Annotated in this window: 12 protein-coding genes; 6 read left to right on the top strand and 6 right to left on the bottom strand. The window is 45.9% G+C overall.

The genetic code is table 11. The features are described 5' to 3' along the window. Window positions 1–665, bottom strand: a 665-nt coding sequence (locus A1D16_RS18215) for a S49 family peptidase (RefSeq protein WP_290712161.1), incomplete at its 3' end; no start/stop codon positions are given. Between the two features lie 59 nt (window positions 666–724). Here A1D16_RS18215 and folK point away from each other — a divergent pair. The 3 genes from folK to A1D16_RS18200 are packed head-to-tail and all read left to right on the top strand — an operon-like array spanning window position 725 to window position 3,105. Further along, a complete protein-coding gene (gene folK, locus A1D16_RS18210; protein ID WP_290712159.1) occupies window positions 725–1,210 on the top strand; it encodes a 2-amino-4-hydroxy-6-hydroxymethyldihydropteridine diphosphokinase in 486 nt (161 codons plus the stop codon). Further along, window positions 1,207–1,839, top strand: a complete 633-nt coding sequence (locus A1D16_RS18205; RefSeq protein WP_290712157.1) for a deoxynucleoside kinase — start codon at window positions 1,207–1,209, stop codon at window positions 1,837–1,839. The genes folK and A1D16_RS18205 overlap by 4 nt, the downstream gene beginning before the upstream one ends. A gap of 9 nt (window positions 1,840–1,848) precedes the next feature. Then, window positions 1,849–3,105 (top strand): MFS transporter, encoded by a 1,257-nt coding sequence (locus tag A1D16_RS18200; RefSeq protein ID WP_290712155.1) that lies wholly within the window; start codon window positions 1,849–1,851, stop codon window positions 3,103–3,105. A gap of 3 nt (window positions 3,106–3,108) precedes the next feature. Here the strand turns inward: A1D16_RS18200 and A1D16_RS18195 are convergent, their stop codons facing one another. Both A1D16_RS18195 and A1D16_RS18190 read right to left on the bottom strand, forming a co-directional pair. Further along, window positions 3,109–5,340: a cation:proton antiporter gene (locus A1D16_RS18195; RefSeq protein WP_290712153.1), complete on the bottom strand. Its 2,232-nt coding sequence runs from the start codon at window positions 5,338–5,340 to the stop codon at window positions 3,109–3,111. Between the two features lie 43 nt (window positions 5,341–5,383). Then, window positions 5,384–5,866, bottom strand: a complete 483-nt coding sequence (locus tag A1D16_RS18190) for a YkgJ family cysteine cluster protein (RefSeq protein ID WP_290712151.1) — start codon at window positions 5,864–5,866, stop codon at window positions 5,384–5,386. Window positions 5,867–5,991: 125 nt separating this feature from the next. On the opposite strand from A1D16_RS18190, the gene gcvP reads away from it, so the two are divergent. Then, window positions 5,992–8,874: an aminomethyl-transferring glycine dehydrogenase gene (gene gcvP, locus A1D16_RS18185; protein ID WP_290712149.1), complete on the top strand. Its 2,883-nt coding sequence runs from the start codon at window positions 5,992–5,994 to the stop codon at window positions 8,872–8,874. Here the strand turns inward: gcvP and A1D16_RS18180 are convergent, their stop codons facing one another. Continuing rightward, entirely contained in the window at window positions 8,875–9,741 is an 867-nt protein-coding gene (locus A1D16_RS18180; protein ID WP_290712147.1) for a polysaccharide deacetylase family protein, read from the bottom strand. A gap of 89 nt (window positions 9,742–9,830) precedes the next feature. Here A1D16_RS18180 and A1D16_RS18175 point away from each other — a divergent pair, with 89 nt between their 5' ends. Then, on the top strand, window positions 9,831–10,499 hold the full coding sequence (locus A1D16_RS18175; protein WP_290712145.1) for a J domain-containing protein: 669 nt from the start codon (window positions 9,831–9,833) through the stop codon (window positions 10,497–10,499). Window positions 10,500–10,508: 9 nt separating this feature from the next. Beyond that, window positions 10,509–11,639, top strand: a complete 1,131-nt coding sequence (locus tag A1D16_RS18170; RefSeq protein ID WP_290712142.1) for a lactonase family protein — start codon at window positions 10,509–10,511, stop codon at window positions 11,637–11,639. 2 nt (window positions 11,640–11,641) lie between these two features. On the opposite strand, the gene A1D16_RS18165 is transcribed toward A1D16_RS18170, so the two are convergent. Both A1D16_RS18165 and A1D16_RS18160 read right to left on the bottom strand, forming a co-directional pair. Beyond that, the gene (locus A1D16_RS18165; RefSeq protein WP_290712140.1) at window positions 11,642–13,039 is read right to left on the bottom strand and encodes a serine hydrolase; all 1,398 of its coding nucleotides are present in this window, start codon (window positions 13,037–13,039) and stop codon (window positions 11,642–11,644) included. A 1-nt stretch (window position 13,040) separates the two neighbouring features. Continuing rightward, the coding region (locus tag A1D16_RS18160) for a hypothetical protein (protein ID WP_290712137.1) at window positions 13,041–13,310 on the bottom strand (270 nt) is incomplete at its 5' end.

Genomic DNA, 13,310 nt, shown 5'->3' with positions numbered 1-13,310 from the left:
GTTTGAAGAAGATGACCATAGATACCTTCCAGTAATTCCCTACTTTGGAGTTTATTGGGTTCGGTCATTTTTTCTTCCCGGAAAGGCTCGGTAGCGCTTTTAAATTTACCTGCATAAAAAATCTGCGGTTGTATTTCCAGCCGATCCAATGCTTTTTTGAAGAAAATGTATTCGAGGCCAAGGCCGGTCCATTCCAGTCCGCCTTTCGGGTGGCAATAAATTTTTTCTGCCTGGGTAGCTACATGGTAAGCCTGTTGCGGTATAACATCGCCATAGGCAAGAACAAACTTGCCGGCTTCTTTAAAACGCCCGAGGGCATTCCTGATTTCTTCATTGGTAGCAAACCCATTTGCATTACCACCAATTTTAAGGTATAGACCATCAACCTGGTCATTGCCCTCGGCATGGTTCAACAACTGCACCAGGTCGTATACACCCGGCTGTGTGTAGGGCTCCTCCCCGCTTAATGCCGCAAAAGGGTTTTCTTTTGATTGTTCAATCAAAGGTTTGCTGAGATCGAGGTATAAAACAGAATGCGCCTCAAGTTGCACCGCATCTTTGCTGGCCAGGGCACCTGCAAGGCCGATAAGAATAAAGAATGCCAGGACACTAAAAACAATGAGCGCCAATAACGCCGCAAAAAAGTATTTAAAGAATTGTGCCATACGAACGCTTGGTTAAAAATCGGATTGACTGATATTTGAGCCTGTAAAGTACAGAATCTATGCATACAGCCTATCTGTTGATGGGAGGGAATATTGGAAACAGGGAGGAATATCTTAAACAGGCAGTGGAGCTGCTCCGCAGGCAGGCAGGCAATCCGGTTCGTTTATCCGCCCTTTATGAAACGGCCGCCTGGGGTAATAAGAACCAGGAACCCTTTCTGAACCAGGCTGTGCAGCTGGAAACGCAGCTGAAAGCAGCTGAGCTAATGACAACAATCCTGGGTATAGAGGAAGAAATCGGCCGAAAAAGACTTTATAAATACAGTCCCCGGGTCATTGATATAGACATTTTGTTATATGACCAGGAAATTCATACCAGTGGCCATATTACCTTACCCCATCCAGAGCTTCCGAACAGGCGTTTTGCCCTGGAGCCTCTAAACGAACTGGCGCCAGACCTGCTGCACCCTGTGCTTAAGAAAAGCATAGAGGACTTATTGCTGGTCTGCCAGGATCCGCTCCCTGTTAAGAAACTAACAACATGAATTATCATTATATAACCATAGAAGGAAATATTGGCGCCGGAAAAACCACCCTGGCGCATCTTTTAGCCAAGCATTACAATGCCCGCCTGGTGCTGGAAGAATTTGCAGACAATCCCTTTCTTCCCAAATTCTACGAAAACCCCGGCCAGTTTGCATTTCCCCTGGAGTTGTTTTTTATGGCAGAACGATATAAACAGTTAAAAGAATTGATTCATACCAAGGATTTGTTTCATTCGGTTACCATTTCTGATTACCTCTTTACCAAATGTCTCTTGTTTGCCAAAGTGAATTTGCCGGAAGAGGAATTTCATCTTTACCAGCGACTCTTTGAAATAATTCACCAGCAATTGATTCAGCCAGAGATACTGATTTATTTACATGCACCCGTGCAGAAACTGCAAAAAAATATCCGGAAACGGAATCGTTCCTATGAACAGAACATACCGGATGAATACCTGTTTTCCATACAGGAAACCTATACCCATTATATAAAACAGCACAATATCAAAACCTTGTTTGTAGACGCCTCCAACGCCGATTTCCTGGGCAATGAAACACATGTAAACACCATCCTGGATGCGTTGGAAAAAGACTATGATAACGGCCAGCACTTTATTGCACTTCCATAAGCTTATTGCATGACGGATACACAAACAATACAACAGGCCCAGCAAGACCCCCTGGCCAGTATGCGGCTTCCCGAATTCAGGCACCTGATGCTGGGGCGTTTTAGCTTTATCATGGCGTTACGAATGATGTCAACCCTGGTAGGATGGTGGTTGTATGAACTTACCGGCGATCCCTTGGCAATTGGACTGGTGGGCTTGGCAGAAGCGGTTCCGGCTATTTCACTGGCGCTGTATGCCGGGCATATCATTGACCTCTCTGACAAGCGAAAATTACTTTTAAAGGGTGTTAGCTTATACCTGACAGCGGCCTGCCTGCTCTTGTTGTTATCCTATTCCTTTCAAAACGGAAGCACTAAATCGCTGCTGGTAACGGGTATCTATTGCGTAATATTCTGTACCGGAATAATCCGATCCTTTACCGGGCCTTCATTCTCTGCAATTCTTGCGCAAATGGTTCCCAGGCCGCTGCTGGCCAATGCCATTACCTGGAACCAGGGAGTATGGCTAACAGCTTCCGTAGCAGGTCATGCAACCGGTGGATTTATAATTGCTGCATTTCATTCAACCGGTACGCTTTGGGTGATCAGTGGTTTGATTGCTCTTGGGCTCCTGTCTATTTACCGGTTATTACCCAAGCCCCCCTCTCCTAAAGCCGGGCAACAGAAAACCTGGGAAAGTGTGAAAGAAGGCATTCGCTTTGTGGTAAGCACCAAAGAAGTATTAGGCGCGTTAACCCTTGATCTTTTTGCGGTATTATTTGGTGGATTAGTTGCTATGGTACCGGTATTTGCAAAAGATGTTTTAAAGATAGGTCCGATTGGTTTTGGCTGGTTAAATGCCGCCTCGGATATCGGCGCTATTATTATTATCCTTACCCTTACTTTTTTTCCCATGAAAAAAGCACAGGGTAAAAAACTGTTTTATGCGGTTGGTGGGTTTGGCTGTTGTATTATCCTTTTTGCCCTGTCGAAAACATTCTGGCTATCCTTTATTGCCCTCCTGCTTTCCGGTTTGCTCGATGGAATCAGTGTGGTTATCCGGGGCACTATTCTCCAACTAAAAACACCCGATGAAATGCGGGGCAGGGTGATGAGCGTAAACAGCATGTTCATTAACAGCAGTAATGAAATTGGCCAGTTTGAAAGTGGTGTGGCGGCCCGGCTATTGGGCGTTGTTCCTTCGGTTGTATTCGGCGGAAGCATGACCTTGCTGGTGGTTATCCTAACCTGGTTTAAAGCGCCGTCTCTGAGAAAAATGGAATATTAATACCTAATCCGCTTTGATCAGGTCTACGATTTTTTCACGTTCGCCAACAATCCAAACTATATCATCCCATTCAAATTCTGTAGTAGAGGCTGGGTTCAGGATCCGTTGCCCGGAACGTTCAATACCAACTACCAGGCCATTGGTTTTTTCCCGGATGCCCGAATTGCGAATGGTTTTTCCTTTGAGCTGATTATGTTCATCAACCCGTACTTTCATGAGGCGAATTTCTTCTTCCTCCTCCGTTAAGCCAGATAAGGCTTCAGGTTCCACCACTGGCCGGAACACCTGCAACTGAAGATCGGTACCAATTATAGCCAGCTTATCGTACGGAAATATTTTTTCTGTTCGCTGGGGAGCAGTGATCATCTTTTTTCCTCTTTCAATAGACGCGATATTGATCCCATACTTCTCTCTCCAGGCCAATGTTTCAAGATCCATTCCAAGGCAGTCGGCATCGGGGCTGATGACAAAATAAGCAAGGTGGGCATCCCAAGGGCTGAGGGTACTGTTGGCACCCGAATTAGCCGTAAGCTCCCGATGATTCAGGTTAGACATAAACCGACGCTCAATTCGCGCATAAAAAGCCTGTAAACGTTGTGAAAAAATAAATAATACAACGGCTAATACCACCACGGCCCCAACAATGGCTATTACCACCGTAAACAGTTGGTTTAATAGGAGAAACAGGTAAAATACAGCCAACAGGTTGCGCAGAATTTCCACCATTACAAGTGGGCCATGGTTTACCTGCTGGTTTAACCATAAGCTGGTGTATGCACCGCGTTGAAGTTTTTTGATGGTAAGGGCCCAGATAAAGGGAGAAGCTACCAGTAGGGTTACTAAAACGGTAACTATATGTGCAGTTATCGGCTGATTAAGTAACGCTACCAGCCATGGATCCAAAAATTTTACCGCCAGAAAAATAGTGGCCAGGATAATAACAGAATTAAGTACAATAGCATAGAAATAGGTTTGAAATACCATTTTCCAGTCTGCGTCGGCAGGTATCTGTTGCGCCCCCGTACTATATCGGTTTAAGCGATTCCGCCATTTTAATGGCAGTGTTTTATCCAGCCATTTATACAAAGGCAGGGCTGACTTGATCATGAAAGGGGTCGAAAAAGTGGTAATTACAGAAACCCCTACGGCAATCGGGTATAAAAAATCGGAAGTTACTCCTAAACTTACACCCAGTGTAGCAATGATGAAGGAGAATTCACCGATCTGCGACATACTCATTCCTGCCTGCAGACTTTGTTTAAGTGGCTGGCCGGAAATAAAGGACCCGATCGTGATATTGATGGTTTTACCCAGTATAACGGCTATTGTAATGATAATTACCGGAACGCGGTATTCCCATAACAGGCCCGGATCAATTAACATACCCACCGACACAAAAAAAACAGCCCCAAACAGGTTTTTTACAGGCTGCATCTGGTGTTCAATAGCCTCTGCCTGGGTGGTTTCGGCCAGTACGGATCCCATAATAAATGCACCCAGGGCGGCAGAGAACCCGGCATAGGTGGCCAGGATTACCATGCCCAAACACATGCCCAGGGAAATAATCAGGAGGGTTTCTTCATTCATCCAACGGGCTACCCACCGGAAAAAACTGGGTATAACCAGGATACCGAACAAAAACCAAAGGCTCAGGAAAAATACCAGCTTCACCACTTCTATCAATAAATCCAACCCGGAAAACTGTTGGCTAACAGCAACCGTTGATAATAGAACCATTAGTAAAACCGCTACAATGTCTTCAATAACCAGCATGCCCATTACCATACTGGCAAAACTGGTTGATTTTAACCCCTGCTCTTCAAACGCGCGAATAATAATAGTGGTGGAAGAAATCGAAATAATACCCCCCAGGAAAATACAGTTCATGGTAGACCAGCCTAGTATGGAACCGGTGGTATAACCCAGCAAAAACATACCGGTAATTTCAAAAATTCCGGCAATTGAAGCAGACCCGCCTACCCGCATTAGTTTTTTAAAACTGAATTCAAGGCCCAGGTTAAACAGCAATACCACCACACCGATCTCCGCCCATATCTTAATATTTTCTGTATCACCGATAGTGGGGAAAAAATTAAAATTAGGCCCCACCAGTAAGCCCGCAATAATATACCCCAGTACAAGAGGCTGTTTAAGACGTTTGAATAATAAGGTAGTAATGGCAGCGGCTCCCAGAATTAAAGCCAGGTCTTTTATTAATACAGGTAAATGCGCCATAGGCGCAAATATCGGGCAGTGAACCCGTTTTTGAGACAGGTCTTTATTTTAATTTCAGTGAAAGATTGTCTAGCACCAGAAATACGGCCGGACAAAAACTGCTGTTTTTTAGGGTAAGCGGAATGCGCTTCAGCAATACATCTTCATCGGTATAAGGGAAACGTTCACAATCAGACGGTCGGCTATCGTATACGCTACAGGCATTATCTGCACCAAGAAAAGGACAGGGAGCTGTTTTGGTAACATAATCCCCTTCCTTATCGAGCCGGAGGTACTGTTCAATAAACCTGCTTTCTTTCAGGCCCAATCGTTTACTAAGTCGTTTAATATCGGTGGTTTTGAACCGGGGTGAATAGTTTTTACAACAGGCCGCACAATCCAGGCAGTTAACCTGTTCAAAAGCTTCTTCATGTAATTCTGGGAGCGCCTTTAATACCTTGTTTTTGGGAGCTGTTTCCAGCATCCGTTTAAACTGTTTCTGCTTTTCCGCTGATTTTTTTGGCCAGTTTTGAGGTAAGGCTTCCATGCCCCAAATATACTCCATCCACCCGATCGCTTAGGGCCCGGATGGAGAAAAGGTTACACAAACAAGCGTTCGTCTGGTTGCCAAATTGTAACTTTGCACTTCCAAAAAGCTTAACCGCACACATTATGAATTTATTTCAAGCACAGTCGAATGAATTTCTGGGTCGCCATATAGGAACCCTGAATGCTACTGAAAGTATGCTGGCTGCTATCGGCGCTGGTTCGCTGAACGAACTGATCAATAAAACAGTTCCGGCAAGTATCCGGATGAAGGAAGCCCTGGCCGTACCTGATGCAGTAAGCGAAGCTCAATACCTGCGCGATCTGAAAGCTGTTTCCATGAAAAACCAGGTATTCCGGAACTTTATCGGCCAGGGGTATTATGATACCATTACCCCCAGCGTTATACTTCGTAATGTGTTTGAAAACCCGGGATGGTACACCCAATATACCCCCTACCAGGCCGAAATTTCCCAGGGCCGCCTGGAAAGTTTACTGAACTACCAAACCATGGTAGCCGACCTAACGGGGCTTCCCCTGGCCAATGCTTCCTTACTGGATGAGGCAACTGCAGCTGCGGAAGCAATGAATATGTTTTTCCACCATGTTAACCGGACAGAACAAATCAATCAGCCCCGTTTTTTTGTGGATGCAGCTGTATTTCCACAAACACTGGACCTTATCTACACCCGGGCTACTCCAATTGGAATAGAAGTAGTAACCGGTAATTATAAAGATGCCGTAATTGATGCCAGCTATTTCGGCGCATTGGTTCAATACCCAAACAGCAAGGGAAGCATTGAAGATTACCGGCAGTTTATTGAATCCATACATGCAGTGGGCGGATTTGTAGCAATGGCAACCGATTTACTGGCATTAACCTTATTGACACCCCCCGGAGAACTGGGAGCAGATGTGGCACTGGGTTCGGCCCAGCGTTTTGGTGTTCCTCTGGGATATGGTGGACCACATGCCGCTTTCTTCAGTGCAAAAGATGAATTCAAACGGGCCTTACCCGGCCGTATTATTGGCGTTAGTGTAGACGCTTCCGGCAACCGCGCCCTGCGTATGGCACTGCAAACCAGAGAACAGCATATCAAGCGCGAAAAAGCCACTTCCAATATTTGTACTGCACAGGCCTTATTGGCAAATATGGCAGCAATGTATGCCGTGTACCACGGGCCGGATGGTCTGGTACAGATCGCTAAAAGAGTGGCCCTACTTACCAAAACACTGGCCGAAGGCCTGAATGACCTGGGCTATCTTTTGGAAAGCGCCCGCTATTTTGACACGCTGCAGGTACAGGCCTCCGATAGCGGCAAAATCCGCGAACTGGCAGAACAACAGAAAATAAACTTCCGCTACGAAAATAACAGCATTGGCATTTCCCTGGACGAAACCACCACCCAGGCAGATTTGCTCGACATTCTGCATGTTTTTGCTACAGCAGCCGGAAAAGATGTAGCCGGACTTACCTTCAACTACGAAGCCGTACTGGATACCATACCAGGTACCCTTACCCGAACATCCACTTTTCTGACACATCCGGTGTTCAATACGCACCGGAGCGAAAGCCAGATGATGCGTTACATGAAATCACTGGAAAATAAAGACCTCTCTTTAAATACCTCCATGATTTCACTAGGAAGCTGCACCATGAAGTTGAATGCAGCCACCGAAATGATTCCTTTAAGCTGGGCGCACTGGAGCAAAATGCATCCCTTTGCACCTGTTCAACAAGCCGGCGGATATCAGCAGATAATAACCGAACTTTCCCAGTTCCTTTGTTCCATCACTGGTTTTGATGCCTGCAGTATGCAACCCAATAGCGGTGCACAGGGTGAGTATGCCGGGCTTTTAACGATCCGGAATTTTCACCTGGCCAATGGAGACAGCCATAGAAATGTATGCCTGATTCCCATTTCAGCACATGGTACCAACCCTGCTTCTGCGGTAATGGCCGGAATGAAAGTAGTAGTTGTAAAGGCGCTGGAAAACGGTTATATTGATGTAGCTGATTTCAAAATAAAAGCAGCACAATACAAAGATGTTTTAGCCGGCACCATGATTACCTACCCCAGTACCTATGGTGTATATGAAGAAAGTGTAAAAGAAATTTGCGAAATCGTACATCAATACGGCGGACAGGTATATATGGATGGCGCCAATATGAATGCACAGGTAGGACTTACATCACCTGGATTGATCGGCGCTGATGTATGCCACCTTAACCTCCATAAAACATTTGCTATTCCGCACGGCGGCGGTGGCCCTGGAATGGGACCGATTTGCGTAAAAGCACACCTGGCTGGTCATTTACCCGGCCACTGGTCTACCGGCGCTACCAATCCGCAAAATTCAGGAGCCGTTTCTGCTGCCCCTTTTGGTTCAGCCTCTATATTACTGATTAGTTATGCGTATTGTAAGCTCCTGGGCGCTGCCGGACTCAGAACCGCAACGGAATATGCCATTCTCAATGCCAATTATATGAAAGCCAGGCTGGAAAAAGCCTACCCGATCTTGTATACTGGTGAAAACGGTACCTGTGCCCATGAATTTATCGTAGACCTGCGGCCGTTTAAAACCTCGGCTGGCATTGAAGCGGAAGATATTGCAAAACGATTGATGGATTATGGATTCCATGCCCCAACGCTAAGCTTCCCGGTGCCGGGTACCATCATGATTGAACCCACAGAAAGTGAAGACAAGGCCGAACTCGACCGGTTCTGTGATGCGTTATTATCTATCCGTCAAGAAATTTCTGCCATTGAGGAAGGAAAGGCCGATAAAGCGACGAATGTACTAAAACATGCCCCCCATACACAGGCTGTAATAACGGCCGATGAATGGAACAGGCCGTATAGCCGCCAGGCTGCTGCCTACCCCCTTCCCTATGTTCTTGAAAACAAGTTTTGGCCAAGTGTAAGCAGGGTAAATAACACGCATGGCGACAGGAACCTGATATGTACCTGTGAGCCTGTAAGTTCTTATGCTGAAGAAACAGCCTGATTAAAAACCGGATCTCATACGTGTCAAAAGCTGGGTACCTGACCAGGTACCCGGCACTATGATACGACGGATGGTGTAAAGCGGATCAGCCTGATCACGCGTGGTGGATAAAATAAAAGCAGCCTGTAAGCCCTTTGCTTTTAAATGCGGAATGGCCTCAGGGTTCCAAAGTCCGAATGGATAAGCAAAATAGGTAACCGGCTTGCCGGTGATTTTTTCCAGTACGGCTTTTGGCTTCTCCACCTGTTTAACCCAATCATCTGCCACATATTTTTTTACGTTGTGATGATCCCAGGTATGTAAGCCGATAGAATGCCCCGAATCAGCCAGCGCTTTTATCTGCTCTGCTTTCATATAATTGGGGCGATTAATTGCCACCGTCATAATAAAATAAGCGGCTTTCATTTTATACGGATCAAGAATAGTGCGGGTAATTTCATATTGCTCGTCGCAGCCATCATCAAAACTGATCAGCACTGCTTTTTCGGGCAGGTTCTGCCCGGATAATAGATAGTGCATGAGTTGATCGGGCAATATTGTCTGGTACCCACTGTCGTGCAGCGCTTTCATCTGGTCGCTGAATATGGCAGGAGGAACTATATATGCCTTAGCAGTGGGACTATCATCCGGTTTATAGGGCCTTATCTGGTGGTAACACAATACCGGTACCTGCTTCCTGGCCAGAATTGACCCTGCGCTGCTGTCATACACCGGTTTAGCCAATTCCGCTTCCTGCTGCTCCGCAGCCGGTGCCGGCGATACGGACTGTTCCTCTGTTTCCGGGGCTGAGTTCACCGAAGCAGTACCACAGGATAATAAACCTGCTATCAACACAGTAAAGCTGCCCGCTACAAACCTTGACGTCATTTTCACTACCATTTGCAATTTTCTATTGGATTTTCCATACAAAGAACGGCAGGATTTGGCATTTCTTATAAGCCTTCTTAAAAAAAGGAATGCTTTATCTTCGTAGTATGCCGGTGAAAGATTATTACCAGATACTTGAACTGCCGTACAACGCCAATGAACAGGAGATCAAAAAGGCCTACAGAAAGATGGCCATGCGCTACCATCCTGATAAAAATACCGGTAATATCCTGGCTGTTCAGCATTTTAGAGAAGTTCAGGAAGCCTACACCATTCTTTCCAACCCGGTTAAACGAAGCGAATACCATCAAATTAGATGGCAGAACCCGGGCTACCAGAACCGGTATGCAGCCCCGGTGACCATAACACCCCGCCTGCTGATCCGGGAGGCCCAGAAAATGGCAGACCAGGTACGCGGCATGGATGTTTTCCGGATGAACCAGGAAGCCCTTTTCCGGGAACTGGGCCAATTAATGAGCCCCCGCCATATACTGGTTTTACAGGAAAGCGCAGAACCGCTGCTTGTACAGGATTTTATTGAAATCCAGTTAAGATCTATGGATCCGTTGGCCTATAACTACTGGATCAGGCTACTGCCGCAGCTTGTTCAAATTGCTGGTACGGATAATCACTTGCTGGAATTCATTCATCGGAAACAAAAGGAAAAACTTCGCCAACGCCGATGGATAAAAATACAACCGGTGCTACTGGCGCTAACAGTTGCATTGATTTGCCTGCTGATCTATATAATTGCCTAATTTACCGATATGAAAAAACGATCCATTCTGTTATTGCTTACCTTATATGTTTCAATTATGGCCTATTCGCAGGATTATTATATGTACACCGGCACCTACACCAATGGCCAAAGCGAGGGAATTTATATCTACAAACTTTCTGTTCCTTCCGGTACGTCTACCCTGGTAGATATTATTAAAGGAATTGAAAACCCTTCTTACCTGGCGGTTTCTAAAGACGGCCTGTTTTTGTATGCAGTTTCGGAAGGTGGCTCCGATCACAAGGGAATGATCAGTGCCTACCAACTGGATCCTGCTACCGGGAAGGCGAGTTTTCTAAATAAGAAAGAAAGCCGGGGAGACGGCCCCTGTTATATTGCAGTTTCAGAAAATCGGAAATGGGTAGCAGTTGGAAATTACGGTGGAGGAAACCTGGTCACTTATGCCCTCGATAAAGAAGGAAAACTCACCGATCAGTATCAACTGGTACACCACGAAGGAAAGGGAATGAACCCCAAAAGACAGGACAAACCGCATGTGCACGCAACCATTTTTACCCCGGATAACAAATTTTTACTGGTGCCAGACCTGGGCACCGACAAAGTGATGATCTATTCGTTCAATGAAAAGAAAAACATGCCGATCGGTGGCACTCAACAGGGTTTCGCTAAAATCACCGATGGCAGTGGGCCAAGACACCTCGATTTTCATCCCAACGGCAAATGGGTCTATGTCATAGAGGAAATGGGCGGAACGATCAGTAGTTGGAAATACAGCAGCGGAAAACTGGAAAAATTCCAGCACGTTGATGCACACCCGGCAAACTACCAGGGTACCAGGGGGAGTGCGGATATTCATATTTCGCCCGATGGTAAATTTCTATATGCCTCTCACCGGTTTGAAGCCAATAATATTTCCATCTTTGCCATAGATGAAAAAACCGGCATGCTGGAACTGGTAGGGTTTCAGGAATTGCCGGGTAAAAAACCCCGAAACTTTGTTATTGATCCAAGTGGGCAGTTGTTATTGGTAGCGAACCAGGATTCTAATGATATTACACTTTTTAAAAGGGATAAAGAAAAAGGAACGCTGACGGTATTGCCCGGAACGATACAGGCAGGTAGCCCGGTTTGTTTGAAACTAGTCCCGATTAATAAATAGTCTTATTCAATTGCCTCTATTATTCCCTTCACAAAAGACTGGGAATTAAACCAGGCAGATTTGGCGGTTTGTCCAAGACGCACAATTACCAGTTCTTGGGAAGGAATGATAAAGACATACTGTCCTTCAAAACCACTGAAATAATATAAATCGGTCGGCAGTTCAGGAAATTTTCGTTGGGCGCTATTTTCGGCAGAACCGGCATTTAGCCAAACCTGGTATCCATACTCACCCATAGGTGCAACCGAAACAGGCCTGGTAGCAAGCGCTACCCAGTTTTCCGGTAAGAGCTGCTCTCCCATCCAATTGCCTTTTTGGAGGTAAAGCATTCCGAGGCGGGCCCAATCCCTGGCAGTTGCAAATACATAGGAAGAGCCTACGAAATTTCCCGAGGCATCCACTTCCATTACAGCACTGTACATGCCCAGTTTGTAAAACAGCTGCTCGTAGGGAAACCGGTGATAAAAACTGTCTGTTAAAGTGGTTCGTATAATTCCAGAAAGAATATTACTGTTTCCGCTGCTGTAATAAAACTGTGTTCCGGGTTTGTCTTTCAATGGATGTGCGGCCGTGTAGGCGGCCATATCTGCTTTCCGGAAAAGCATATTGGTAGCATCGGTAGACTTACTGTAGTTTTCTTCAAAATCCAGTCCGCTGGTCTGTTGCAGCAGGTTCTCAAGACTAATTTCCGCCCTCGCATCTGCGGCATTTTGCCATTCTTTTACCGGTGCCGGCTGATTGATTGTAAGCCGGCCTTGTTTTACCAGCATGCCAACCAGGGTGCCGGTTATTGATTTTGCCATTGACCAGCTTAGCTGACGGTGATGCCGGTCATAACCGGGCGCATACTGTTCGGCCACCAGTTTGCCTTTATGAACTACTACCACTGCACGGGTACGTAGGGGTTGGTCTGGCTGCTGATCGGTGAATGCAGCCTGAACAGCCGTCCGAAGCATGGCTTCCTTGTCCGCCGCCAGGTGGAACAAACCAGCAGTATCCACCGGAATTCGGTCCCCGGCCGGCCAGTTTAGTGTATCAGGATTTACCAGAGGAATGGCAGGCAATAACCAGGATTGCGCTTTGATTTGTGCTTTCGATAATTCATTCACAAGGGTACATCCAAGTCCAGGCCTGTACAATGCTGTCTGTTTGGCCATACCGGCAATAGAAGCAGTGACCGAACTATCTTTATTAAGTTCGAGTTTAGCAAGCTTTAACGGAAAATTCCCCAATTCCTGCTCTTCTACTGAGCCCAGGTTACGTTGTCCAAGAAACATACAGGAACAGGCCATTTTAGCACTGTAACCGGTAATTATCGGAAAAGAGTTCCATATATACCAGCACAAATAACCAAGTACAATCAGCACTACTAGCAGCAGTAATCGTTTCAAACCTTTCATACTAACGTTGTTTGGGGTCGAGCCATTTTAATTTTCGTTTCAACCTGGGGCCTGGATTAAATCGTTTAGCAAGCGTTAAGCGATAATTACCGGTATTAAACCGATAATCGTTTTTTGAGCTGGCCCCTTTTACATAAATAGTGTTACCAACGATGGAAAAATTCAGGTTCCAGTTATTACTGTTGTAGCCGGCAACACCCCGGTAAATAAAATTAGGGCTGATGGTAATTTTATCACTGCTGCTGTTTGAATAGTATTCACGGGATAACCC

The organism is Flavihumibacter sp. CACIAM 22H1 (genome assembly GCF_001601815.1).
Lineage (GTDB): Bacteria > Bacteroidota > Bacteroidia > Chitinophagales > Chitinophagaceae > Flavihumibacter.
The sequence above is the reverse complement of the archived record's forward strand: the minus strand, read 5'-3'. Positions and strand labels throughout refer to the sequence as shown.